We start from the raw sequence: 23,573 nt of genomic DNA, 5'->3' as shown, positions 1-23,573 counted from the left end.
GCTCAGCTCTCCTTGATCTGTCGCCCGAACGCCTCGGCAACGGCCTTGTCGGTGGCGAACGCTGCGTCGAACTCAGCCTCGGAGACCACCGAGCGACGCGCTGGGGCTTTGGTGCCCTCCGTGGTGACCGTCGTCCGGGGTTCGCGGGACTGCCGCGGTGAGTTGCCCTGCACCTTTTGGGCGGATTCGCGGATGCGTTGGACCAACTGCTCCTGAGACCAGCCCTCCCGCACGCCCCACTCCTTCAGCGCTTCGACCTCACCCTTCGTGTGGGCCTCGGCCATGCGCTGCGCGAAGCCGTGGTCTGAGTGCGGCGCCCGGAGTCGCTTCCCGTGAGCCTCAACGAGCTCAGTTCGAGCCTTGTCCAGATTGGTGGTGCTCTCGCTGAGGGGTGCGTCGGCTTCGGCGATGCCGCTACCGCGGTGTCGCCGAAGCACAGCCTCTGCTCGCTCATAGGTCAGCGAGGCGACCTTTCCAGGCTGGACGCCGTTGAAGCCTGCACCGGCGGACACTGCGACCTCAGACGCTGATCCGAAGTCGTCAAGCCACATGACCACACCCCTTGCGCCCGACTCGGTCAACCCCGCCTCCACGAGCTCCGCGCGCAGAGCGACATCAGCGTCGGCCTCTCGTCCGAACGTCCGAGCCATCTGTCGGTCGAACTCCTCGACACTGGTTGAGCTCTTCGATGGCTCACGATTGAACGCAGAAGCGATGGCCTCACTGACCTCTCGGCCCATCTCGCTCATGACGCCCTCCGGGTGTCCGCGAGCGCCTCAACGCTGGAGCGTGACACCAGCCATGCCCCACCGACCTTGCGGCCCGAGAGCGTTCCGTCGCTGACCATCTGGCCGACGCGACGCGGTGTGAGTCCGAGCATCTTCGCCACCTCCTGAGTGGGTAGTTCGTTGTCCTGAGCTGACTCTCGCTCGACAGTCGCCGTTTCCGCTTGACCGTTTCCGACTGCGGAAATAGTGGTCGTCGGCGGGCGTCTCGCGCGGGTCCGGTCGAACGCCGCCTGGTGATCAGCAGCCGACAGGTCCAACTGCAGCAGCGCCCCCTCCACCTGGGTGGCGAACATCGCCTCACCTTGAGAGCGGAGCCATAGCGCATGCTGGCGAGCCGTCGCTCGTGTCACCTGGCGGCCCTCGGCCAGCTGCAGCTTCAACCACTGCGAGGCATACGGGGCGATCATGGCGTACCGCTGCTCACCCGGGTGACGACCACCCGTCGCGCGTTGCCGCTGCGGCCCGGTCATGACGCCTTCCCCGCGACCAACGTCTTCCGCTCAGTGGGCCCGAAGCCACCCCAGATCCCGAAGCGTTCACCTGCGGCCACGGCATACGCCAGGCATTCCACCTGCGCCGGACAGGACCAGCACGCGGCCTTCACGGACTCGTCGCCGACGCCCTCGGTCCATACGTCAGGAGCGCCGACACACGGCGGCATCGCGCCGACGAGCGCGTCGGACAGGGCGGCCCACTCTGTGGCGCAGCGGGCAGGGATGAGGAACTCAGGAGGTGCGACCTCGGCGCGTGTGATCGTCATGGTCGGCGTCTGTCGGCTTGGCCAACTACGTTGGCGCCTATGGCAGACATCGACTGGCAGACGATCTCCTTGGCCTCGGTCATCGCGACCGCCCTGGCGACGGGGATCTCGACGGTTGCCGCTCTGCTCTGGCGTCGGGCTGACCGAAGGCAGCCAGACTGGGCATTGAGCGAAGGGCGGTCCGAATGGACGCTGGATAGTGGCATCGCCCCGAACGCCTCCGTGGTGCTGGCCAATTCCGGAGACGCGGCCGCATACCGAGTCGTTGTGGCTGGGCTCGGTTGCCATGCTCGGCTGAGGGGACCGGCTACTGGTGTGGTTGGGGTGAGGCCCAGGGTTGAGGTGTGGCACGTCGCTTCTCCCGGGGAGACGCAGATGCTAGAGGTTCTCTGCGACCCGGAAACGTGGCACCTGGCCGCGGTCGAGATCGAGTGGACGGAGTCGCCTACCTGGCGGGGGCACCGTGAGCGCCTCACGTTCCCGTTGAGCGACTTGGCTCCAGCGCCTGTGCTGAGAACGTACGGGAGGATTCCCGACAGTGTTCGGAGTGAATGGTCCGAGTTGCCACGTGAGCGGGGGCAGCAACAGCTCGACGAGATGCCGGATCCGCAACGCCCTGCGCCAGGCGAGCCGATTCGACGACGACGGTCGCGCAAGCGGAAATGGCCTTGGCAACGCTGACGTGGTCCAGCAGCCGGTTGGGCGTGCCACCGCCAGGGGGGAGGGGGGACATGGAATCCGACCTGAACAGAGGCCCCGGTGAGCACGGAAGTGACGCTCGGTATGCCACGCGACGCTTCGCTGATACCGCTCGTGATACTCCGACCCCGCAGGCGGGCAGTCATCGCACGACCTCGCCAGGGACCGACGCCAGCCGCCGCAGTTCCTCGGGCACGACGACCGGGAGGAGTGACTGCTGCTCGGGCGTGAGGATCAGCCGGGCGAAGATCGCCTTCAGCACCTCCGCCACTAGGTCGCCCTGCCGCTCGCTGAGACGGACCCGGCGCTCCTCGAAGTTGAACTTCGCCAGCGTCTCCGCATGCCGAGCCGCGATGGTGTGCCACCGCTCCCACAGCGCCACCTCAGCCCGCAGCTGCTCCGTGCCGGCGCCCGCCGCCCGGTAGCGCATCGAGTCGGAGCTCGCTAGATCGTTGACCCGGCGGGCGAGGGCATCTTCGGTCGCCAGCGCCCGGGCCGCCAGCTCCGAGAGCACCGTGAGCGGATCCGTCACGCCCTCGAAGGACTCGAAGGCGATGAGGTTGCGCACCTCTGCCTCGACTTCCTCCACTTCGAGGCGTCGGGCCGCGGACGCTTGGACCTGCGGAGCCGTGCCGCCATGCACGAGACAGACGCTTCCACCACGGATCGGGGCGCGCTGGCACTGCTTCCCGGTGCTCTTCGCCCGCGCCGAGCAACGACGGCCCGTCTTCCACTGACGGTCATCATGAGGTCCTATGGCGCCAGAAGTCACCATGGGGTCGGGGTTCGCGGGGCTCATGTCGTCTCCTGGGGGGTGCAGTTCTGGCGGTTTGTGCGGAGGCCTTCGCGCGCGCTCTCGTCTGGCTGATAGGTCATGACGCCTCCAGGTCGAGGTCGTGTTCAGGCGGTTCTTCTTCTTCGACCCCGTCCAGGTCAGGGAGTGCCTCAGGTACCCCGACCCCTACCCCGTCCATATAGACGGGGTGGACGGGGTCTAGGGGTGCGTCCGTGGACGGGGTTTGGACAGGGTTGGACGGGGTGGCGGGGTAGTGGTTCTTGGCCTTGCCCGACCCGTTGTCGACGATGGTGAGGAAGCCCTGTGCTGCGGCGTACTCGGCGGCCTTGGCGATGTCGCGGTCCTGGAAGGTGGGCGCGTCGGCCATCCCGCGGATGAGGCGGGTGAGGTCGGCGCGTGATCCCCCGGGGCACTGGCTGGCTGCCCTCCGAACGTAGAGGGCGAGACCCTCGGCCTTCTTGGATCCCTGCGACTGCTTGCGGGACCCGCTCCCGGTGAGCGCCAGCGTTCGCGTGTCGGTGTCGTAAGAGAGCTGGTCCTCGTCTAGGTCGACGTCGCGACCGATGGCGCTCAGGAAGCGATCGCCGTCCTCGTTCTTGGTCATGACGATGATGGAGTCGGGCCAGTCCTCGAGGGCGGACGAGTCGCGTGAGCGGGCGTCGGCGGACCATCCGGCGTGAGTGGTGAGGATGAGGTCTTGGGCGCCGACCTCGGTCCGGGTGAAGTAGTCGAGCTCGGTGAGCCAGTCGCTGACCTGTCCCGAGTTGCCCTTCTCAGTGACAGCCTTGGCGGCTGCGCGACTGTAGGTGTCGACGATGAGGCATTCGGTGCCGCGCGCCTTCAGGTCTTGCGCGAGGCGGAGGCGTTCGGCGGGGACGAGGAGGGGGTTGCGGGCGCCACGAAGGTTCACGACGTAGCAGCGGTCCGGGTCGATGCCGTGCTCGTGGGCCCAGCGGGTGAGTGTTTGGCCTGAGACCTCATAGTTGAGGATCGTCACGATGCCCTGGATGGGGCGTACGGCGAAGCGTCCGAGGAAGTGCTCGCCGCTGATGAGGGCGCGGGCGAGGTTGAGCGCCAGGGTCGTCTTGCCCGTCTTGCGCTGGGCGACGATGAGAGTGCCGGCGGCACTGGGGATGAGTCCTTCAATGCGGTGCGGTGGGTCGGCAGGTCGCTCGAGCATTTCGCGCAGGGTGCCCGAATCGTAGGGCGGGGCTGGGCTGGCCGCAGCCTTCTCGGCGGCGAGGACCTCGCGAGCGGTCTCACGCACTCGCATTCGACGGGTCTCGTCGGACACCTCGCGATTGAAGGCGAGACGTCGCTCCAGCTCCTGTGCGAGTTCCTCGTCGGTGCTCGCGTCAATGTCGAAGTCCTGCCCTTCGGCGCTCACGCGGTGGCCCCCAACCGATGAACCGTCTCGCCACGGCGCTCGGCCCACCATGCGGCGCGCTTGTCAGCGGCCGCCTTGTCGGCGGCGCGATCTCGCTCCGGCGCGTCCATGACGGCTGCGACGACCCGGGCGGCGGCTTGATGCGTGACGGCGGCTTGGACGTCGGCGAGGTGCGCGGCAACACCGTGCGCATATCCGAGTTCGTAGCCGGCAATGTGCGCCGTGGTGATGACGTCGAGCTCCTCGAGTGCGTCGCGCACGGCGCGAGAGTGGGGTTGGACTGCGGACGGCGCGATGGGGCAGCTCTCCGGGCACTTCACGAGGTGCCCCATGGACGTCCGATGGAGGCCTCGGTGTAGGCGGCGACGTTGTCCCGGGTCGCCCAAACAGAGGTCGTGGTCATGGTCGTCATGACGCTGTGCTTGGTTCGCATGGCGTGCCAGGCGGCGTCCTCGTCGCGTTTGAAGGTCGACGGGCAGTGACGGCACTCGATGCGGAGCGAGCCGCCGAGCAGGCTGTGGCGAACGTCGTCGTCGCGTGCGATGGCCTCGATCTCAAAGTGGTTCAGGCCCTCGAGCGGGTTGACGGGAAGACGGAGGATCCGGGCGCTCATGCGACGACCGCCGCGCAAGTTCCGTTGCGGCGCCGACAGATCGGCCCAGCACTGACGGCGATGGATGCCGCGGCTGTCAGCGGCCGACGGCAGTGGGTGCAGCGGTGGGCAAGGTCAGGGTGTTGCTTCGGAGTGGCGTGGCAGGGACCATGAATCTGAGCTCCTTGAAAGCTCGATGAGGTGCGGTCGGCGTCCCTGGCGGGGGGCGCCGTCGCTGTCTCGGCGGACGGGGGGCTGGGTCACGACGCACGTTCTTCTTGGAGGAGCCGCAGCGTGCCTGCTGACTCGGTCTGGGGTGCCGAGAGTGCGGCGGGGGTGTCGAGCAGATCGACGAGCTGTTGGCGCAGGATGAGGATCCGGACGCCGACGCGGACATGGGGGAGCTGGCCGTCGACACAGGCGCGGCGCACGGTGCGCTCGTCCACCTCAAGGAGTGCAGCGGCCTCCGTCACGGTGATGACGGCCCGGTCACTGGTGCGGAGTTCCGAGAGAGTCACGCGACCACCCGCCGAAGTTCGTCGAGGACCGCGACGTATGCGATGAGATGGTCACCGCGCGGGGTTCGTGTTCCGGTCTCCCACTGGCTCACGGCCTGGCGCGTGACACCCATGGCGCGGCCGAGCTGGACTGTGCTGAGCCCCGCTTCGAGGCGGATGGCACGACGAAGAGCGGGCGACGGTAGTCGCCGGGCGAGACGAGCGCGTTCTCCAAGCTCCAGAGCCGCGCCGTTCTGTGCTGTTGTCGTCATGTGACCATGCTGACGCGGGAGAATGGAGGAATCTAGTGGGAGGAATCACCGCGCTCGATACTCGCCTAAACAACATTGTTACGCGTAAGTGTTGACACATTGTGACGCTTGATTCAAGATGGTCCTGTGAATGACCCCGGAGACCTTCGCACCTCGGCACCAAAGCCGTGGGAACGCGTGATACCTGCCGAGCGCGACCGCCGGATCGGACTGGCCCTGTCGAACTTCCCGAACGCTGTTCCTCAGGAGCTGATGGAGAGGGCGCTGAGTGAGGAGCCACGCTTGAGGGGTGATGTTCCGGAGACGGCGACCGATGCCGAACTCGTCGTCTCGCAGCGCATGGGCCCTTGGTCGGTTCACTGGGTCTTGGCCAAGGCGACCCAGCGCTATGTGGTCCGGAGCGTGCGCATTGAACCGCTCGGCGGCCGCACTCCCGCCGGGGGAGTGAGTGCCGATCTACTTCGTGCGTTGTCGCCTGCGCGCATCGCGTCTGCCGCTGGGTCGCTCGAGACCGACCCAATGACAGCGTTCATGCTGCGCACCTTGCCCACACCATCACCAAAGGAAGCCGCACCCCAGCCCAGGCGAAGGGGGCGACCGCCGTTGAGCGACGACGAGTTGGCGAGCGTTGCGGCCCTATACCTGCGCGAGCTACCGAAGGGTCGAGGGGCCCAACGCCGTGTGGCTGAAGCTCTTCACTTCTCACCGGAGACGATTCGCGATCGCGTCAGGCAGGCACGTAGAGCCGGGTTCCTGTCCGATGACGCTCAGCGGGGGAGTCGCGGAGCCTCCGCGACTCCGAAGCTCCTGCAGTACCTCGAATCCAATCCAGAGATCACCGGCAGGTGGAACCAATGACAGCAACGACAAGGTCCAAGCGACGCCAGGCTGGCGAGGGCGGCATCAGCGAGTACGCCACGAAGGCAGGCCAGCGCTACCTCATCAAGTACAGCCACACGAGGCCCGACGGCTCGCGAGGCGTCGTCCTCAAGCGCGGGTACCTGACGAAGAAGGAGGCCGCGACGGACCTTCGCCAACGTCTCTCGTCGGTCGACGACCACACGCACGTCGTTCCGGCCAAGATGACGACGGGGGAGTGGCTGGACCAGTGGCTCGACGGACTGCAGCTCGCGCCCTCGACGATGGCGAGCTACCGGAAGAACGTGCGGCTGCACCTCAAGCCGAGGATCGGGGCGGTCCCTCTGCAGCAGCTGACAGGCGCTCGCATCTCCACGGCATACCGCGGGATGGAGACCGACGGTCGGCAGGACCACCGCAGCGGCGAGGGTCTGTCCAAGCGGACGGTGCGCTATTGCCACACCATCCTCAAGGCGGCGCTGTCTGATGCCGTGCGTCAAGGGCTAGTCGTGAAGAACGCGGCCGGCGACGCGAAGCCGCCATCCGTCACGGCGGCGAAGGCGCCGGAGATGCACCCGTGGTCTGGTGCCGAGCTCGGGGCGTTCCTGCGGTGGGCCGACGACAGGGCGGCCGAGCACCGTCCGGCGTGGCACGTCCTGGCATACAGCGGCATGCGCCGCGGCGAACTTCTGGCGCTCCGCTGGCGGGACCTCGACCTCGAGCACTCGACCTTGAGCGTTCGCCGTTCGGTGGGCGTTGTGCAGATCGAGGGCAAGGGCAAGACGATCGTCGAGGGTCCAACGAAGGGCAAGCGCGCCCGGGTCGTCGACCTCGATGCCGGCACACTCGACGTGCTGCGCGCATGGCGTCTGGCCCGGGCGGGCATCGCCCTGAGCCTCGTCCGCGACGACGCCCTGATCTTCGGGACGCTCGACGCGACCCACCAACACCCGGAGCGGTTCTCGGCTCGGTTCACCGAGAAGCAGGCGCAGTGCCGCCGCGCGCTCGCGCATGCGGCACCGCCTGCGATCCGACTGCACGACCTCCGGCATACGCACGCGACGCTCCTCCTCAGGGCTGGAGTCCCGGTCAAAGTGGTATCCGAGCGGCTCGGGCACGCCTCGGTGATGATCACGCTCGAGACGTACGCCCACGTGATGCCAGGCATGCAGGCCGAGGCCGCCGCCACCTTTGCGGCGCTGATGGCGGGAGGAGCCAGCTGATGGCGGATCTGACGTGGGCGCAGACAGTCATCTCCGGGGCAGTTGGCGGCGCACTGACATTGCTTGGCCAAGTCCTAGTGACCCTGCGCGAAACCAAAGCTCAGGCGGAGGCCCGTGAGGCGACGCGCACAGAAGCGGTCTACGACCGCCGGCTGACTTACGAGCTCGAGCATTTGGAGGAGCTTCGGCAAGCCCTTCTGGAAGCCGACGACGTGGCCAACGATGGGCGGCGACTTCGTCGACAGCGCAAGTTGGCGAATTCGCCGTCATTCTCCATTCTCAAGCTGGCGGAGTCGTTCGACGAGCCTTTGGATCAGGCTCGAGCTGAGCGTTTCGGGCCGGCGATGGTGGGACTCCGCAGTGCCGTGAGCGTCACGCTGGACGATGACGTACGGACGGCTGCGACTGCGGCCTACAGGTACCTCGACTCCGGGGACTCCGACGTGAAGCGTCCCGTGGGTGCAGCCCTCGATGCGATCGGTCAGCGGCTTCGAAGAATCCAAGGAAAGGTGTGAGCGACGTGGAGTATCACGGCGGTATCACAGAGGGTCTGAGCGAGGGCAAAGAGAAGCGCCCCGAGTCCTTGACCTGCAAGGACTCGGGGCGCAATCTGTGTCCGAGGGGGGACTTGAACCCCCACCCTCTATACGAGGACTAGCACCTCAAGCTAGCGCGTCTGCCATTTCCGCCACCCGGACAGGGTGTTCGCAGCACCCAGAACGCGGTGTCTGCAACGTGCCGGAACTTTACACGGCATACCGGCCCATCGAGAAATCGGCTCCGCGTCCTACTCTGGAAGGCATGACGCAGACCACGAACAGCCGCCCGGAGGACGAGGTCGTCGGCATCTGCCAGGACCTCATCCGCATCGACACGTCGAACTACGGAGACGGTTCCGGGCCGGGGGAGCGGGCTGCTGCGGACCATGTGGCGGAGCTCTTTCGCGAGGTCGGCCTCGACCCCGAGATCATCGAGTCGGACCCGGGTCGAGCCTCCGTCGTCGTGCGCATCCCCGGCAAGGATCGCGAGCGCGGAGCCCTCTGCATCCATGGCCACCTCGATGTCGTCCCGGCCGATGCCAAGGACTGGGAGGTCGACCCCTTCTCGGGTCTGGAGAAGGACGGATGCATCTGGGGTCGCGGCGCCGTCGACATGAAGGACATGGACGCGATGATCATCGCGTGCGTGCGGCACATCGCCCGCGAAGGCATCGTGCCGCCGCGTGACCTCGTCATCGCGATGTTCGCCGACGAGGAGGCCGGGGGCCTCAAGGGCTCCCACTTCCTCATCGACACCCGACCGGACCTCTTCGAGGGTGTCTCCGAGGCGATCAGCGAGGTCGGCGGCTACAGCGTCACCGTCCCCACGGCCGACGGCGGCGAGACGCGCGCCTACCTCCTGCAGACCGCCGAGAAGGGCATCTCCTGGATCCGGCTCACCGCGACCGGGCGCGCTGGCCATGGCTCGGTCCCCAATGACGAGAACCCCATTGCGCGGCTCGCCGAGGCGATCAGCCGCCTCGCCACACACAAGTGGCCCCGGGAATACATCCCGTCCGTGCGCACCCTCCTCGACGGGCTGAGCGAGCTCACCGGCGTCAGCTATTCCGACGAGGACGCCGAGGAGCTGCTCGAGCACCTCGGCGGCGCCCAGGGCTTCGTCCGCGGCACCCTGCAGGACACGAGCAACGTGACGATGCTCGACGCTGGTTACAAGCACAACGTCATCCCGCAGCATGCGAGCGCCAACGTCGACTGTCGCTTCCTCCCGGGCCACGAGGAGGACCTCATGCAGACCGTCAAGGACCTCGTCGGCGAGCACGTGACGATCGAGGTGCTGCACCGCGACATCGCCCTGGACTCACCGTTCGAAGGACCGCTGGTCGAGGCCATGGTCGCAGCCCTCAAGGCCGAGGACCCCGAGGCCGAGGTGTTGCCCTACTGCCTGTCCGGCGGCACCGACAACAAGGCGTTGTCGTTGCTCGGGATCACGGGCTACGGCTTTGCTCCGCTGCGGCTCCCGGCAGATCTCGATTTCGCACCGATGTTCCACGGAATCAACGAGCGGGTCCCCACCGAGTCGCTGCGCTTCGGGACCAGGGTCCTGCAGCGCCTCATCGAGACCAGCTGACCGCCTGTCGACCTCGGTGGCGTCCTGGACGCGCCATGGTCAGGACGCGCGTCGTGCGCGAATGATCCTGCGCCGCAGCCACGCTCGCGTCACACCACCGATGTAGATGCGTGTGCGGTGCAACTCCCAGTGCCCGTACTCCGCGTGCTCCGTGAGGGCGCGTCGGATGTCGCCGCGGCGGGTGTCGCGTCCGAATGACAGGACCCGATACTCGTATTCGACCATCGACCCATTGTGCTTCACGAGGCGCTACGGTTCTGGACTATGAGCGCCGACCCGCGTGCCACCCTTTCCCTCCTCGTCTCCGCCTTCGAACGTCACCTCGAGGCGTGCTCCGGTCGTCGCGGTGAGGACGACCCGACGGTCGCGGCGGCCTACGACGACCTGCTCGATGCGTTCGAGACCTACGACAACGCGCTCTATGAGGCTTTCGGTGAGATGACGCCCCTTGACGTCTACACCGGCGACGACAGCGACGACGATGAGGACGAGGACGACGAGGGTGACGACGACCTCGACAGTGACGACGACGATGACGACGGCGTCTACTCGGGGCTCGACGACGAGGACTTCGACGACGAGTCGGAAGAGTCCGACGAGTCCGACGACGACGGCGGAGCAACGCCGATCGGCAGCCGCAACGGGGACACGCGGCCCCGCTGACTCAACCTCGGTGACGGTCGGGTCGCGCGCCGCCACTACGGTTGGCGGCATGCGACTTGGAGTGAATCTCGGCTACATGGGCCTCTCGACGAGCCACGACATGCTCACCCTCGCGGCCGAAGCCGACCGACTCGGCTATGACTCGGCCTGGGTCGCGGAGGCCTATGGCAGCGACGCGGTCAGCTTCCTGGCGTGGATCGGCGCGAAGACCGAGCAGATCGGGCTCGGCTCGGCCGTGATGCAGATCCCGTCGCGCACCCCCGCCATGACGGCGATGACCGCCGCGACGCTGGATCACCTCTCCGGAGGGCGTTTTCGCCTCGGCCTCGGCGTCTCGGGACCGCAGGTGAGCGAAGGCTGGCACGGTGTGCGGTTCACCAAGCCGTTGGGACGCACGCGTGAGTACGTCGAGATCGTGCGCCAGGCGTTGGCCCGCGAGCGGGTGGAGTATGCCGGCGAGCACTTCACGTTGCCGCTCCCGGATGGCCCGGGCAAGGCTCTCAAGCTGACCATCGCTCCCACCCAGAAGCACCTGCCGGTCTATCTTGCGGCAGTCGGCCCCAAGAACCTCGAGCTCACCGGCGAGATCGCCGATGGCTGGCTCGCGATCTTCTTCTCGCCCGAGCACTCCGGCGACATCGTCGAGTCGATCGCGACGGGGCGTCGAGCCGCGGGAAAGGGCACCGACGAGAACCCGCTCGACGGGTTCGACATCGTGCCCACCGTGCCGGTCGTCCTCACCGACGATGTCGAAGCGGGAGCGGCGGCCGTCGCGGCATACGCCGCTCTCTACATCGGCGGCATGGGCTCCAAGGAGAAGAACTTCTACAACCAGCTCGCCTGTCGCATGGGCTTCGAGGACGAGGCTGCGCGCGTCCAGGAGCTCTTCCTCGCAGGCCAGCACCGGGACGCGGCGCAGGCCGTGCCGTTCGAGTTCATCGACGCCACCTCGCTCATCGGTTCGCCGGAACGCCTCAGCGAGCGGGTCGGTCGCTACGCGGACGCGGGCGTCACCACACTCGGCGTAGCACCGTTCGCCTTCACCATCGAGGAGCGCCTCGAGACCCTGCGGGTCATGTCCGAGCTCGTCCCGTCCACTCCTGAGGAAGTTCCCGCTCCGTGATCCCTTCCATCGACGTGACCGTCGAACTCAGCTATTTCCAGTCCGTTGTCCTCGGCATCGTCGAGGGCCTCACCGAATACCTCCCGGTCTCGTCCACGGGGCACCTCACGATCGCCGAGAAACTCCTCGGCCTGCCGGTGGACGCAGATGCGATCACGGCATACACGGCATTGATCCAGATCGGCGCCATCGCGGCGACGTTCACCTATTTCGGCAAGAAGATCCTGCGACTCCTCCTGGCCTGGATCGGTGGGCTGCGCAGTGCCCAGGCGCGCGAGCACCACGACTACCAGCTCGCGTGGGCCGTCATCGTCGGCTCCATCCCCGTGGTGATCGCAGCCCTGCTGTTCAAGGACCTCATCTCTGGTCCGTTGCGCAACCTCTGGGTCGTCGCTGCAGCCCTCATCGCCTGGAGCGCCGTGATGTGGGTCGCCGAGCGACGGCACGACGTCCTCGCGAAGTCTGGTGTGGCTCGCGGGGAGGACGCCCTGACGATCAAGGACGGTCTGATCATCGGGCTCGTGCAGTGCTTCTCGCTGATCCCGGGTGTCTCACGATCGGGTGCGACCATCTCGGCGGGCCTGATCCGAGGCATCGACCGGGTGACCTCGACGGAACTGTCCTTCTTCCTCGCCATCCCGGCACTGACGGGGGCAGGACTCTACGAGACCCTCGGTAATCTCGACGCTCTCGAGACCCTGGGCATCGGCCCGATCATCACGGGCATCGTCGTGGCGTTCGTCGTCGCCTATGCGTCCATCGCCTGGCTGCTGAAGTTCGTGCAGAGCAACTCGCTCATGTCGTTCATTGCCTACCGGGTCGTGCTGGGATCCTTCATGTTCCTCGCACTCGGCGCCGGCTGGATCACAGCCACTTGACCCTCTTGAAGGTCGCGAACATCCCGGTGCAGGCCGTGACCATGATGCCGAGAACGATGAAGTAGCCATAGCGCCATTGCAGTTCCGGCATGTTGTCGAAGTTCATCCCGTAGACGCCCGCGATCATCGTGGGCACTGCAGCGATGGCCACCCAGGCCGAGATCTTGCGCATGTCGGAGTTCTGCTGGACAGAGATCTTGGCGAGGTTGGCGCTGAGGACCGAGGTGAGCAGCCCGTCATACGACTCGATCCGGTCCGCCACGAAGTGCAGGTGGTCGTCGACGTCGCGAAAGAGGAGACGCAGTTCGTCATCGGGGACGGGTGAGCGCGGGCTGGTGTGCAGCATGCGCAGGGGCGTGATGAGCGGTGTGATGGCGCGGCGGAACTCGAGGACCTCGCGCTTGAGGCGATAGATCGTGTCCGACGAAACGAGGCCGTCGGAGAAGACTGCTTCCTCGATCTCGTCGACGTCGCGCGCGACCTCGACGTCGATGTCGGTGTACTGGTCGACGACGCGGTCGATGACGGCGTGCAGGGCCGCCATGGGCCCGAGGGCAAGCTTGCTCGGGTCCTCCTCGAGCCCCTTGCGCACGCCGGCCAAGGGGCTGAGCTCGCCACGGCGGATGGTCAGGACGAAGTGCTGGCCGACGTGGACCATGAGCTCGCCGGTCTCGATGTCCGAGGTCGCCTCGATGTAGCTCAGCGTCTTGAGCACGACGAAGACGTTGCGACCATAGAGCTCGACCTTGGCCCGTTGCCTCCCGGAGACGGCGTCCTCGATCGCGAGGGGGTGCAAGCCGAGACCGAGCTCGTCATTGACGTGCTCGAGCTCGGCCGTCGTGGGGTCCTTGAGACCGATCCACAGGAAGTCTGTGCTCGACCCGTCTGCACGCAGGGTGTCGAGCTCGTCGCTCAGATCGCCGCACGATCCCCGCTTGCCGTCCCGATACAAAGCCTTGTCGATGATCACTCGCGCCATTGTTGCCTACAGTGAGGCTCGTGGCCCTCCTCCTGCTCGTGCGACACGGACACTCGACCGCCAACGCGGACTCCGTCCTCGCGGGATGGAGCGAGGGCGTTGGGCTCACCGACCGTGGGCGCACTGACGTCGGGCGCCTTGCAGCGCGTCTGGCCGAGGCCGGCACGCAGGTCGCCCGCCTTGCCACGAGTCCGCTGCAGCGCTGCCGCGAGACTGCCGGCCTGCTGCTTCCGGACGCGACCGCCGAGATCGTCGAAGACCTGGGGGAGTGCCACTACGGCGCGTGGACGGGTCGTCCGATTGCCGAGCTCACCTCCGAACCGCTGTGGCGCACCGTCCAGGACGACCCCGAGTCGGCGCGTTTCCCGGACAGCGACCGGTATGCCGCGGAGTCCCTTCCCGAGATGGCGGCACGGATCGTCGCCGTCGTGAAGCGCATCGACGCGGAGGTCGAGGCGGAGCGCGGCCCGGACGCGGTCTGGGTGGCCGTGAGTCATGGTGATCCGATCAAGGCGGTCATCGCGGATGCCATGGGCGCGGGCCTGGGTGGGCTCCAGCGGGTGCACGTCGACCCGGCGTCCGTCTCGGTCATCCGCCGTTCCGGGGAGCGCTCGATGGTGATGGCCGTGAACTCCTCGGGCGATGCGGTGCGCCCCCACCAGAAGGCCGCAGCAATCGTCCCGGCAGGCGACGCCATCATCGGGGGAGGAACCGGCTAGAGTCGTTGTTGCGAACAATGAGCAACAAGGACGAGAGGCTTTGGCATGCATGTGCCTGACGGGTTCCTCGACGCACCCACGTCGATCGGCACTGCCGTCGTGGCCGTCGCCGGTGTCTCGCTCGCGCTGAGCCGGGCCCGCCGCGAGCTCGATGACCGCACTGCACCACTCGCCGGCCTCGTGGCCGTCTTCGTCTTCGCCGCGCAGATGCTCAACTTCCCGGTGGGAGCCGGCACCTCCGGCCACCTCCTGGGCGGGATCCTGGCTGCCGTGCTGGTCGGCCCGTGGACCGCGACCCTGTGCCTGACCGTGGTCCTCTCGGTGCAGGCCCTGCTCTTTGCCGACGGCGGCATCACCGCCCTCGGAACCAACATCACCTTGATGGCGATCATCGGTGTCTGGACCGGTTGGCTCGTCTTCATCGGCTTGCGCCGCGTCGTACGTGCCGCTGGACTGAAGGCCGTGCCAGCGCTGGCCGGTGTCGCCGCCTTCGTCTCGGTCCCTGTGGCCGCGCTGGCCTTCACCGCTTTGTATGCCGTGGGCGGCCGTGCGCCCATCCCGCTCGGTGAGCTCGTCACCGCCATGGTGGGCTGGCACACCGTCATCGGCCTCGGGGAGGGCGTCATCACGCTGCTCGCCGTCGGCAGCATCATCGCCACGCGACCCGACCTCGTGCACGGTGCCCGTGGGCTCGTCGAGGACAAGCAGCTCGAGATCCGAACGGAGGCGCACGCATGAGTCTCGCGCCCCGTCACCAGATCTCGACCACCCGCCTCGTCGTCACGGGGTTGGTCATCTGCCTCCTGCTCGCTGGTGTCGTCTCGCTGTGGGCGTCCGGCCACCCCGATGGTCTGGAGTTCGTCGCCCAACGGCTCGGCTTCCTCGACTCCGCCGGAAAGCACGCGTCCGATGGTTCACCGTTGGCTGGCTACGGCACTGCGGGGGTCGACAACGCCCGTCTCTCCGGAGGGCTCGCTGGCCTCATCGGGGTTGGTGTCGTGGCCGTCATCGCCTTCGGGCTCATGCACCTGCTTCGTCGGCGCAGCTCACGCGACGACGACTGAGATGGGAGCCGAGCTCCGCCCTCACCTCCACATCGAGGGAGATTCTGTCGTCCACCAGCTGCCGGCGCACGTCAAACTCGTCGGTCTGGTGAGTTTCGTGCTGTTGGTCGTGGCGCTGCCGCGTGATGCCCACGTCGCACGGGCGGCGATGCTTCTCGTCGCGGCCACGGTGGTGATGGTGACGAAGGTTCCGCTGCGACACGTGGCGACCAGGCTCGTCGTGGAAACGCCCTTCGTCGTCTTCGCGCTCGTCCTGCCCTTCGTGGCGACGGGTCCAGCGATGGAGCTCGGTCCCTTCACCGTGTCGCGGGACGGGGTGGAGGCGAGCATCGCCCTGCTGCTCACTGCGACGACGAGCGTGCTCATGGCCGTCGCGTTCGCCACGACGACGTCCAGTCGCGACCTCGTGCGCGCGCTCCAGCACCTGCGGCTGCCGGACCGACTCGTCCAGATCCTCGCGTTCATGGTGCGATACCTCGGTGTCGTCGGATCGCAGGCCCAGCGGATGAAGGTCGCCAGGGAGTCGCGGGCCTTCACCGCGCGGTCGGTGCGCTCATGGCCGGTCATCGCGACGAGCGCCGGCGCTCTCTTCATCCGCAGCTATGAGCGCGGAGAACGCGTGCACCTCGCGATGATGTCGCGGGGCTACAACGGACGGATGCCGGTGACCGATCCGCTGCACGCTCATCGACGTGACTGGTCGCAGGGCCTCGTCCCTGCATCCATCGCCCTCATCGCCCTCATCGTGGTGCACCTGACGTGATCACCCCACAAAGTTCTCCGTTCCTCCGTCTCTCCGATACTTTGCGGGGACCCCGATGAGCACTCCTGTCCTCGACATCCGCGGGCTGGCCTTCGCCTATCCCGACGGTCACCAGGCACTCTTTGGTGTCGATCTGCACGTCCACCGTGGCGAGCGAGTCGCCCTGCTCGGACCCAACGGCGCCGGCAAGACGACGCTCGTGCTCCACCTCAACGGGATCCTCGAAGCCGGTGCGGGCAGCGTCACCGTCTCGGGCCTGCCCGTCGTCCGGGAGAACCACCTCGAGATCCGCCGCCGGGTCGGCATCGTCTTCCAGGACCCCGACGACCAGCTGTTCATGCCCACCGTGCACGACGACGTCGCCTTCGGCCCGGCCAACCTCGGGCTGAGGGGTGAAGAACTCGAGCGTCGCATCACCGCTGCACTCGCGGCCGTGGGCATGCTGGAGTTCGCCGACCGTGCGCCTCACCACTTGTCCTACGGCCAACGACGACGCGTCGCCATCGCGACAGTCCTCGCGATGGAGCCCGAAATCCTCGTCCTCGACGAGCCCTCGTCCAACCTCGACCCCACGTCGAGACGCGAGCTCGGCGAGCTGATCCAGTCGCTCGACGTCACCGTCCTCATGGTCACGCACGACCTCGCGTTCGCCCTGCAGTTGTGCGAGCGATCGGTCATCCTCTCGGACGGGATCGTCGCCGCCGATGGCGTCACCCGATCCATCCTTCACGACGAAGCCCTGCTCGCAGCGCACCGCCTGGAGCTGCCGTGGGGCTTCTCGGGTTAGTCTGCGCGCATGGCGATCAGTGACTTCGACCCGCCAGAGCGCTTTGTCGCCGGCACGGTCGGCCCTCCAGGCGGCCGCACCTTCTTCTTGCAGGCACGCGGGGGAGGCCGGCTCGTCTCGGTCTCGATCGAGAAGGTCCAGGTGAGCATCCTCGCGGACCGGATCTCCGACCTGCTCGACACCATGGGCGGGCTTGCTGGCGCAGCGTCCGTCGCCGAGCACCTCACCGACACCGACGCCCTCGAGACCCCGATCGAGGACGAGTTCCGCGTCGACACGGTGAGTCTGGCGTGGGACGAGCAGCGGTCGACCATCGTCATCGAGTGCCACGACAGCGACCCGGAGGAGACGCCCCCGAGCGACACGGTCAGAGTCGTGCTCGATCCCACGACAGCGCGCGCGTTCGCGAAGCGGTGCCAGGCAATCGTCCAGGCCGGTCGCCCGCCGTGCCCCTTCTGCGGGCAGCCGCTCGACCCCGAGGGACACATCTGCCCCCGGTCCAACGGCTACAAGCGCTAGACCGTGGTCACCGAGGTCGAGCTGCTGCTCGAGTCCGGCGAGGTCGAGCCGCTCGGGCGGATCGTCGAGTCCTCCAACGGTGCCGTCCTCGTGCGGGTGACCCTCGACGAGGACTCACGGCTCGCCATCCACAAACCCGTCGCCCTGGAACGACCCCTGTGGGACTACCCAGACGGGACGTTGGCTGGGAGGGAGCGAGCGGCATACCTCATCAGCGAAGCCGGTGGTTTCGGCGTGGTCCCGCCGACCGTCCTGCACGAGGGCCCCTGGGGTCTGGCGGCCACGCAAGAGTGGGTCGGGGAGCCGCACACCGCACCGGATCTGGTCGTCGACGTCGTCGCTCCCGGCGAGGTGCCTGAGGGGTGGCGTGAGGTGTTGCGTGGCGAGACGCCCGAGGGCGAGGAGGTTGTCGTCGCGCACGCGATCGAGCCCGGAGTGCGCACCGCAGCCGTCTTCGACGCGCTCATCAACAACTCCGACCGCAAGGGCGGACACCTCCTGCGCATCCACGGCACCGTCTGGGGCGTCGACCACGGGGTGAGCCTCGGGGTCGAACCCAAGCTGCGGACCGTCCTGTGGGGATGGGCCGGCGAAGCGCTCGCCGACGAGGACGTGGCCCGTGTCGAACGCGTTCGCGATGCCCTGGCGCAGGGTGACCTCACCCACCGCCTCTCGGCCCTTCTCACCCACGATGAGGTCGACGCCCTGCGTGGCCGGGCCGATCACCTGTTCTCGGACCGGCGGCATCCGCTGCCGCTGCCGGGGTGGCCGGCCATCCCGTGGCCAGCGATGTGACCCCTGCGCCGTAGGCTTCCACCGTGATCTCGTGGCCGCCCCCGTTCCTGCCCGCCATCCCCGGAAACGGGCTGGCCCTTCGCCTGCACGACACCAGTTCAGGTGAGTTGCGCGAGGTCACACCCGGGACGGTTGCCAGGCTCTATGTCTGCGGCATCACCCCCTATGACGCGACCCACCTCGGGCACGCCGCGACCTACGTCGCCTTCGACCTCGTGGGTCGGGTGTTGCGCGACAACGGTCACGAGGTGCACTACACGCAGAACGTCACCGACGTGGACGATCCGCTGCTCGAGCGCGCGAAGCGTGACGGCATCCACTGGCGCGACCTGGCCGTCGCCGAGGCCGACCTCTACCGCGAGGACATGACGGCGCTTCAGGTCATTCCGCCGCAGGACTACATCGGTGTCGTCGAGGCCCTGCCCGTCATCGCGGACCTCGTGCGACGCACGATCGAGAGTGGGGCGGCATACGAGCTGCCCAACGACGACGCCGAGGGGCCCGACCTCTATGTCGACCTGTCGCACGTCTCCGGCTTCGGCTCGGTGTCCGGTTGGACGCGCGAACAGATGCTGGCCGTCTTCGCCGAGCGCGGCGGTGACCCCGACCGGCCCGGCAAGCGCGACGTCCTCGACCCCCTGCTGTGGCGCGCTGCTCGGGACGGTGAACCTTCGTGGGAGTTCGACGGCCTTCCTGCCGGTCGCCCCGGCTGGCACGTCGAGTGCACAGCCATCGCCCTCGACCGACTCGGTGTCCCGATCGACGTCAACGGCGGCGGTTCGGACCTGATCTTCCCGCACCACGAGATGACCGTCGCCCAGGCCAGCGCCATCGGTGTCGAGGACTACGCCCGGCTCCACGCCCACGCCGGCATGGTCGGTCTTGACGGTCACAAGATGAGCAAGTCGCGCGGCAACCTCGTCCTCGTGTCCAAGCTGCGCGAGGACGGCGTGGACCCCATGGCCATCCGCCTCGTCCTGCTCGCCCACCACTATCGCTCCGACTGGGACTACACGCCCGAACTGCTGACCGTGGCCCAGGTGCGCCTCGAACGGTGGCGTGAGGCCCTGTCTGTCAACACCGCGCTCTCGGCCGACGAGACGGTGGCGACCATCCGCGCCGCCCTCGCCGACGACCTCCACGCGCCGCGAGCGATTGCGGCCGTCGATGCCTGGGCCGAGCAGACCCTTGCGGTCGGCGGCGACGAGCAATCAGCTCCCGGCGTGCTCGGCCGCGCCCTCGACGCCCTCCTCGGCATCCGCGTCTGACCGGAGCGGGCACCCGGACCGGCCCCTCGCGTTGCACGTGACGCGCTAGCCGCCCTCCGGTCTGCGCGCGACTTCCGGGGTCCGCTCTCCTGCCGCTGTGAGCGCGCGCAGCCCTACGGTCGGACGCACGTCCCGAGAAACGCCACGGGGCCTCTGCGTGGGGGGCAGTGGCCGTCAGTCGTCGGTGCCGCGTTTGCGCAGGTAGCGCTCGAACTCCTTGGCGATGGCGTCTCCGCTGGCCTCGGGGAGCTCGGCCGTGTCCTGGGCCTCCTCGAGCGACTCGACGTACTCGGCCACCTCTGAGTCCTCCGAGGCGAGTGCGTCGAGACCGTTCTCCCAGGCCCGGGCGTCGTCATCGAGACCCTCGTGGTCGATCGGGCCCTCGAGCAGCTCCTCGAGCCGCGACACGATCGCGCGCGTGGCCTTGGGCGAGGGCGTGTGGTGGGCGTAGTGCGGCACGGCCGCCCACACCGAGAGTGAGCTGACGCCCACCTGGATCGCCGCGTCGGCGATGACCCCCACGATGCCCGTCGGGCCCTCATAGGTGCTGGCCTCGAGGTCATGACGGTGACGGGTGTCTTCGCTGTCCGAACTCACGGTGACCTGGATCGGCCGCGTGTGGGCGACGTCGGCGAGGAGGGCGCCGAGAGTGATCACGGTCGTGACGTCGCCGGCCTGCGCCAGCTCCATCAGCTCGATGGCGAAGGCCCGCCAGCGGAAGGACGGCTCGACCCCCTGCACAAGGATCACGTCCCGCCCGATCGAGGTGTTGGTCGCGACGAGGATGCGGGTGGTGCGCCAGCTGATGCGTCGCTGCCCGCCCTCGGACACGACACGCGGTCGGTTGACCTGGAAGTCGTAGTAGTCCTCGGGGTCCATCGCTGCCACCGGCTCGGCTTCCCAGAGCTGGGCCAGGTGCTCGATGACACCGCTGGCCGCCTCACCGGCGTCGTTCCACCCCTCGAATGCCAGAATCATCACGGCATTCTCCATTTCAGGCAGGTCGTCGAGCTCGATCAAGGGTCCTCCTCGTAGGTACGACTCCACCCTATTCGTAGACTCGGCGCATGACGTTGCCTGCGGCAGTTCTCTGGGACATGGACGGGACTCTCGTCGACACCGAGCCCTACTGGATCGCGGCGGAGCACGACATCGTCGAGGAGCACGGGGGCGTCTGGTCGGACGAGTACGCCCACCAGCTCGTCGGCAATGACCTCATGGTGAGCGCCGAGTTCATCCGCGACAACTCACCGATCACCTGGGAGCCGGAGCGGATCATCGAGGAGCTCCTCCTGCGCGTCACCGCCCAGGTGCGCCAGCACGTTCCGTGGCGACCGGGTGCCCGCGAGCTGCTCGCTGCCCTCGTCGAAGCCGGTGTGCCCAACGCGCTGGTCACGATGTCGTGGCGCTCCTTGGCGGCTGCGGTCGTCGAAGCTCTCCCCGAAGGCACCTTCACCGTGTTGATCACCGGCGACGAGGTCGAGCACGGCAAGCCGCACCCGGAGCCCTACCACGCAGCCGCGCGCAGGCTCGGCGTCGAGGCGCGCGACTGCATCGCCATCGAGGACTCGCCGACCGGCGTGCGTTCGGCCGTTGCCGCTGAAGTGCCGACGATCGCTGTCCCGCACATCGTGCCGGTGCCGATCACCCGCGGCGCCGTCCAGCTGCCGAGCCTGCGAGGTCTCACCCCGCAGGATCTTGTCTCAGTCGTCGCCGACGAGCGCCTCGCCGGTGACGCTCGAGTCGAGGACGAGTCGACCGGCGTCGGCAGGTAGCGGCGGGGGAGTGCCACCCCACTCGGGGCAGAACTCCTTGAAGTCGCACCAGTCGCAGAGCTTGGACACGCGAGGACGCCAGTCGCCCGTCTCGCTGGCCCGCACGATCGCCTGCCAGACCGCCTGCACATTGCGCTCGAGCCCGAGCAGGTCGTGCTCGTCGGGTTCGTAGCGCACCACCTCGCCGTTGCCCAGGTAGACGAGCTGGAGCAGCTTGGGCATGACGCCTCGCTGGCGCCACAGCACCAGGGCATAGAACTTCATCTGGAACAGAGCCTTGCCCTCGAATGCCTCGCGCGGCGATCGACCGGTCTTGTAGTCGACGACGCGCATCGACCCGTCCGGCGCGATGTCAAGGCGGTCGACGTAACCCCGGAGGGTGAGACCGTCGACCTCCGTCTCGACGTAGAGCTCGCGTTCTGCCGGCTCGAGCCGCTGCGGGTTCTCCAGGGTGAACCAGCGCTCGACGAGCGCACCCGCGGCCTTGAACCAGCCGTCCTCGGTCAGGGTGTCGTCGTCCTCGATCATCGTGGCCAGCTCGGGGCGCTCCTCGACGAGGCTCGCCCACCGCGGCTGGAGCAGAGCCAGGGCTGCTTCAGGTGTGCGCTCCGCAGCCGGCAGCTCGAAGAGGTGCTCGAGGACCTCGTGGACGAGGGTTCCGCGAGCGGCTGCCGGAGAGGGCGGACCGTCGAGCTTGTCGATCGTCCTGAAACGGAACAGCAGGGGGCACTGCTTGAAGTCCGCTGCGCGGCTCGGAGACAGTGCGGGAGTCATGGACGACACGGTATGCCGTCGCGCCGACACTCCTGCGCACCTCACCTTGCGTCTGCGCAGGTGGTCGCTGGAACGACCGAAAGCGCAGACGCAACGGAAGGGAGGGCCTGTCAGGCGGCGAGGACTGCGTCGTCCGACGGTGAGCGGGTCTCCTGCGCCACGGCCGGTTCGAGGTCAGAGCGCCGCAGGGCAACGCGAAGCCGCCAGGCGGCATACACGGCAAGGGCGCTGATCGCGATGTGCAGGCCGAGGAAGCCCGTCGTGAGACCGGCGCCGAGGAGTACTCCGGCGACGAGCGGCCCCAGGGCCGAGAACGTCGTCTGCAGTGCGGCGAACGTGCCCAGGGTCTGGCCGACCATCCCGCGCGGTGCGAGGGAAGCGGTCAGCGGGCTGAGGACGGGGCTGTACATCGTCTCGCCGACGGCAAAGATGCCGTACGTCGTGACGAACAGGGCCGAGGCGACACCCGGCGCGAACTGAGCAGAGGAGAGCACCAGCCAGGACAGGACCCAGATCCCACCGACGGCCATGAGCAACGTCGGAGCGCTCCGGCGAGCCGTGAGGCGAACGACGATGACCTGGAGGACGACGATGACGATGGCGTTGACGGCAGCTGCCGTGCCGACCGTGGCCGTGTCGACGTCGAGGGTCGTCAACGCATAGGCCGGCAGGCCCGACTCGAACTGGGCGTAGAACCCGAGGGCCAGGGCAACCGTGATCACTGCGGTCCACCGCAGCGCCGGGGTGGCGAAGATGGCCCACATCGACTCGATCGGGCTGCGGGACCCCACCTCGGGGCCGCCGGAGACGTCGATGTCGGGGTGGCGGATGGCGCCTCGACCGGCGAGTCCGATGATGAGCGACGAGATCGCGAATCCTGCTGCGGCAGTGAGGAATCCGACGTCCAGGCCCTGGGGTGCCCGTAGGTCGACCAAGTGTCCGGCCACGTAGGCACCAGCCGCCATGCCGAGCGCCTCGCCCGTGAACTTGTAGGCGAAGGTGCGGCGACGGTCGGTGCTGTCGACCCAGCGCAGCACGAGGACCTGCTTGGCCGGCACGGCTGCCGTCAGACCCAGTCCGAAGACGAACATTCCACCGAGGAAGGCGGCCGCCGAGTCGGCGATCACGAGGGAGCCCACCCCCACGGCACCCAACAACTGGGCGAGCACCGCGACGACGACGGGGTTGAGACGGTCGCTGAGCCGCCCGGCGACCGGTGCGGCGACCAGCGCGCCGACGGAGAAGAGGGACGAGGCCGCAGCGGCGACGAGAGCGCCCCACCCGCGTGTGTCAGCGGCATACGCGTATTGGTACGGCAACACCGCACCCCAGCCGAGCATCCCGATGGACGACGCGAGGATGAGGAGCTTGGCGCGCATGACGAAATCACACCTTTCAGGTGTTGAGGAGGGGACCGACCATGGTCCGGAGGTTTCGAAGGCGAACAGTTCGAGGTCGAACGTT

Annotated in this window: 30 protein-coding genes and 1 tRNA gene; 15 read left to right on the top strand and 16 right to left on the bottom strand. The window is 67.8% G+C overall.

What is annotated here, in order from left to right:
• Nucleotides 1-2: 2 nt before the first annotated feature.
• The 10 genes from ACFQRE_RS18775 to ACFQRE_RS18730 form a co-directional block, all read right to left on the bottom strand.
• Nucleotides 3-749 carry a hypothetical protein gene (locus ACFQRE_RS18775; protein WP_380125378.1) on the bottom strand — a complete coding sequence of 249 codons (747 nt, stop codon included), beginning with the start codon at nt 747-749 and terminating at the stop codon, nt 3-5.
• Nucleotides 746-1,258, bottom strand: coding sequence for a helix-turn-helix domain-containing protein (locus ACFQRE_RS18770; protein ID WP_380125376.1), 513 nt, complete (start codon nt 1,256-1,258; stop codon nt 746-748). Before ACFQRE_RS18770 ends, ACFQRE_RS18775 begins: the two co-directional genes overlap by 4 nt.
• Nucleotides 1,255-1,548 (bottom strand): WhiB family transcriptional regulator, encoded by a 294-nt coding sequence (locus tag ACFQRE_RS18765; protein WP_380125374.1) that lies wholly within the window; start codon nt 1,546-1,548, stop codon nt 1,255-1,257. Before ACFQRE_RS18765 ends, ACFQRE_RS18770 begins: the two co-directional genes overlap by 4 nt.
• Before the next feature lie 841 nt (nt 1,549-2,389).
• Nucleotides 2,390-3,046 (bottom strand): hypothetical protein, encoded by a 657-nt coding sequence (locus tag ACFQRE_RS18760; RefSeq protein WP_380125372.1) that lies wholly within the window; start codon nt 3,044-3,046, stop codon nt 2,390-2,392.
• Nucleotides 3,047-3,119: 73 nt separating this feature from the next.
• Nucleotides 3,120-4,430 (bottom strand): AAA family ATPase, encoded by a 1,311-nt coding sequence (locus ACFQRE_RS18755; RefSeq protein ID WP_380125370.1) that lies wholly within the window; start codon nt 4,428-4,430, stop codon nt 3,120-3,122.
• Nucleotides 4,427-4,690: a hypothetical protein gene (locus ACFQRE_RS18750; RefSeq protein WP_380125368.1), complete on the bottom strand. Its 264-nt coding sequence runs from the start codon at nt 4,688-4,690 to the stop codon at nt 4,427-4,429. Before ACFQRE_RS18750 ends, ACFQRE_RS18755 begins: the two co-directional genes overlap by 4 nt.
• Before the next feature lie 56 nt (nt 4,691-4,746).
• Nucleotides 4,747-5,043 (bottom strand): hypothetical protein, encoded by a 297-nt coding sequence (locus ACFQRE_RS18745; protein ID WP_380125366.1) that lies wholly within the window; start codon nt 5,041-5,043, stop codon nt 4,747-4,749.
• Nucleotides 5,040-5,198 carry a DUF6011 domain-containing protein gene (locus ACFQRE_RS18740; RefSeq protein WP_380125865.1) on the bottom strand — a complete coding sequence of 53 codons (159 nt, stop codon included), beginning with the start codon at nt 5,196-5,198 and terminating at the stop codon, nt 5,040-5,042. Before ACFQRE_RS18740 ends, ACFQRE_RS18745 begins: the two co-directional genes overlap by 4 nt.
• An 84-nt stretch (nt 5,199-5,282) precedes the next feature.
• Nucleotides 5,283-5,540 carry a helix-turn-helix domain-containing protein gene (locus tag ACFQRE_RS18735; protein WP_380125364.1) on the bottom strand — a complete coding sequence of 86 codons (258 nt, stop codon included), beginning with the start codon at nt 5,538-5,540 and terminating at the stop codon, nt 5,283-5,285.
• Nucleotides 5,537-5,791 (bottom strand): helix-turn-helix domain-containing protein, encoded by a 255-nt coding sequence (locus ACFQRE_RS18730; protein ID WP_380125362.1) that lies wholly within the window; start codon nt 5,789-5,791, stop codon nt 5,537-5,539. The genes ACFQRE_RS18735 and ACFQRE_RS18730 overlap by 4 nt, the downstream gene beginning before the upstream one ends.
• Before the next feature lie 854 nt (nt 5,792-6,645).
• Here ACFQRE_RS18730 and ACFQRE_RS18725 point away from each other — a divergent pair.
• Nucleotides 6,646-7,872 carry a tyrosine-type recombinase/integrase gene (locus ACFQRE_RS18725; RefSeq protein WP_380125360.1) on the top strand — a complete coding sequence of 409 codons (1,227 nt, stop codon included), beginning with the start codon at nt 6,646-6,648 and terminating at the stop codon, nt 7,870-7,872.
• Nucleotides 7,872-8,387, top strand: coding sequence for a hypothetical protein (locus ACFQRE_RS18720; RefSeq protein ID WP_380125358.1), 516 nt, complete (start codon nt 7,872-7,874; stop codon nt 8,385-8,387). Before ACFQRE_RS18725 ends, ACFQRE_RS18720 begins: the two co-directional genes overlap by 1 nt.
• A gap of 98 nt (nt 8,388-8,485) precedes the next feature.
• On the opposite strand, the gene ACFQRE_RS18715 is transcribed toward ACFQRE_RS18720, so the two are convergent.
• A tRNA-Leu gene (locus ACFQRE_RS18715) sits at nt 8,486-8,570 on the bottom strand.
• A gap of 103 nt (nt 8,571-8,673) precedes the next feature.
• On the opposite strand from ACFQRE_RS18715, the gene ACFQRE_RS18710 reads away from it, so the two are divergent.
• Nucleotides 8,674-10,002, top strand: coding sequence for a M20/M25/M40 family metallo-hydrolase (locus tag ACFQRE_RS18710; protein ID WP_380125356.1), 1,329 nt, complete (start codon nt 8,674-8,676; stop codon nt 10,000-10,002).
• A gap of 39 nt (nt 10,003-10,041) precedes the next feature.
• Here ACFQRE_RS18710 and ACFQRE_RS18705 read toward each other — a convergent pair whose 3' ends face one another.
• Nucleotides 10,042-10,227, bottom strand: coding sequence for a DUF5703 family protein (locus ACFQRE_RS18705; RefSeq protein ID WP_380125354.1), 186 nt, complete (start codon nt 10,225-10,227; stop codon nt 10,042-10,044).
• 39 nt (nt 10,228-10,266) lie between these two features.
• On the opposite strand from ACFQRE_RS18705, the gene ACFQRE_RS18700 reads away from it, so the two are divergent.
• Genes ACFQRE_RS18700 through ACFQRE_RS18690 form a run of 3 tightly spaced genes read left to right on the top strand, consistent with a single transcriptional unit; the run spans nt 10,267 to nt 12,666 of the window.
• The gene (locus ACFQRE_RS18700; protein WP_380125352.1) at nt 10,267-10,665 is read left to right on the top strand and encodes a hypothetical protein; all 399 of its coding nucleotides are present in this window, start codon (nt 10,267-10,269) and stop codon (nt 10,663-10,665) included.
• Nucleotides 10,666-10,714: 49 nt separating this feature from the next.
• The gene (locus ACFQRE_RS18695; RefSeq protein WP_380125350.1) at nt 10,715-11,788 is read left to right on the top strand and encodes an LLM class F420-dependent oxidoreductase; all 1,074 of its coding nucleotides are present in this window, start codon (nt 10,715-10,717) and stop codon (nt 11,786-11,788) included.
• On the top strand, nt 11,785-12,666 hold the full coding sequence (locus ACFQRE_RS18690; RefSeq protein WP_380125348.1) for an undecaprenyl-diphosphate phosphatase: 882 nt from the start codon (nt 11,785-11,787) through the stop codon (nt 12,664-12,666). Before ACFQRE_RS18695 ends, ACFQRE_RS18690 begins: the two co-directional genes overlap by 4 nt.
• Here ACFQRE_RS18690 and ACFQRE_RS18685 read toward each other — a convergent pair.
• A complete protein-coding gene (locus ACFQRE_RS18685; protein ID WP_380125346.1) occupies nt 12,653-13,645 on the bottom strand; it encodes a magnesium and cobalt transport protein CorA in 993 nt (330 codons plus the stop codon). The genes ACFQRE_RS18690 and ACFQRE_RS18685 overlap by 14 nt on opposite strands.
• Nucleotides 13,646-13,665: 20 nt before the next feature.
• On the opposite strand from ACFQRE_RS18685, the gene ACFQRE_RS18680 reads away from it, so the two are divergent.
• Genes ACFQRE_RS18680 through mshC form a run of 8 tightly spaced genes read left to right on the top strand, consistent with a single transcriptional unit; the run spans nt 13,666 to nt 19,560 of the window.
• Nucleotides 13,666-14,364 carry an MSMEG_4193 family putative phosphomutase gene (locus tag ACFQRE_RS18680; RefSeq protein ID WP_380125344.1) on the top strand — a complete coding sequence of 233 codons (699 nt, stop codon included), beginning with the start codon at nt 13,666-13,668 and terminating at the stop codon, nt 14,362-14,364.
• Nucleotides 14,365-14,409: 45 nt separating this feature from the next.
• On the top strand, nt 14,410-15,102 hold the full coding sequence (locus tag ACFQRE_RS18675) for an energy-coupling factor ABC transporter permease (RefSeq protein ID WP_380125342.1): 693 nt from the start codon (nt 14,410-14,412) through the stop codon (nt 15,100-15,102).
• Entirely contained in the window at nt 15,099-15,428 is a 330-nt protein-coding gene (locus ACFQRE_RS18670) for a PDGLE domain-containing protein (RefSeq protein ID WP_380125340.1), read from the top strand. Before ACFQRE_RS18675 ends, ACFQRE_RS18670 begins: the two co-directional genes overlap by 4 nt.
• 1 nt (nt 15,429) lies before the next feature.
• On the top strand, nt 15,430-16,191 hold the full coding sequence (gene cbiQ, locus ACFQRE_RS18665) for a cobalt ECF transporter T component CbiQ (RefSeq protein WP_380125338.1): 762 nt from the start codon (nt 15,430-15,432) through the stop codon (nt 16,189-16,191).
• Between the two features lie 55 nt (nt 16,192-16,246).
• The gene (locus tag ACFQRE_RS18660; protein WP_380125336.1) at nt 16,247-16,978 is read left to right on the top strand and encodes an energy-coupling factor ABC transporter ATP-binding protein; all 732 of its coding nucleotides are present in this window, start codon (nt 16,247-16,249) and stop codon (nt 16,976-16,978) included.
• Between the two features lie 9 nt (nt 16,979-16,987).
• Entirely contained in the window at nt 16,988-17,497 is a 510-nt protein-coding gene (locus ACFQRE_RS18655) for a DUF3090 domain-containing protein (protein ID WP_380125334.1), read from the top strand.
• Between the two features lie 3 nt (nt 17,498-17,500).
• The gene (locus tag ACFQRE_RS18650; RefSeq protein ID WP_380125332.1) at nt 17,501-18,292 is read left to right on the top strand and encodes an SCO1664 family protein; all 792 of its coding nucleotides are present in this window, start codon (nt 17,501-17,503) and stop codon (nt 18,290-18,292) included.
• A gap of 23 nt (nt 18,293-18,315) precedes the next feature.
• On the top strand, nt 18,316-19,560 hold the full coding sequence (gene mshC / locus ACFQRE_RS18645) for a cysteine--1-D-myo-inosityl 2-amino-2-deoxy-alpha-D-glucopyranoside ligase (protein ID WP_380125330.1): 1,245 nt from the start codon (nt 18,316-18,318) through the stop codon (nt 19,558-19,560).
• Nucleotides 19,561-19,734: 174 nt separating this feature from the next.
• Here the strand turns inward: mshC and ACFQRE_RS18640 are convergent, their stop codons facing one another.
• Nucleotides 19,735-20,580, bottom strand: coding sequence for a PAC2 family protein (locus tag ACFQRE_RS18640; protein WP_380125328.1), 846 nt, complete (start codon nt 20,578-20,580; stop codon nt 19,735-19,737).
• 47 nt (nt 20,581-20,627) lie between these two features.
• Here ACFQRE_RS18640 and ACFQRE_RS18635 point away from each other — a divergent pair, with 47 nt between their 5' ends.
• On the top strand, nt 20,628-21,335 hold the full coding sequence (locus tag ACFQRE_RS18635; protein ID WP_380125326.1) for an HAD family hydrolase: 708 nt from the start codon (nt 20,628-20,630) through the stop codon (nt 21,333-21,335).
• On the opposite strand, the gene ACFQRE_RS18630 is transcribed toward ACFQRE_RS18635, so the two are convergent.
• Both ACFQRE_RS18630 and ACFQRE_RS18625 read right to left on the bottom strand, forming a co-directional pair.
• The gene (locus ACFQRE_RS18630; RefSeq protein WP_380125324.1) at nt 21,264-22,109 is read right to left on the bottom strand and encodes a RecB family exonuclease; all 846 of its coding nucleotides are present in this window, start codon (nt 22,107-22,109) and stop codon (nt 21,264-21,266) included. The genes ACFQRE_RS18635 and ACFQRE_RS18630 overlap by 72 nt on opposite strands.
• 110 nt (nt 22,110-22,219) lie before the next feature.
• A complete protein-coding gene (locus ACFQRE_RS18625; RefSeq protein WP_380125322.1) occupies nt 22,220-23,488 on the bottom strand; it encodes an MFS transporter in 1,269 nt (422 codons plus the stop codon).
• Between the last annotated feature and the right edge of the window lie 85 nt (nt 23,489-23,573).

It is taken from the genome of Knoellia pratensis (assembly GCF_042666395.1).
GTDB lineage: Bacteria > Actinomycetota > Actinomycetes > Actinomycetales > Dermatophilaceae > Knoellia > Knoellia pratensis.
Note: the sequence above shows the minus strand (reverse complement) of the source record. Positions and strands in the feature narration are given on the sequence as shown.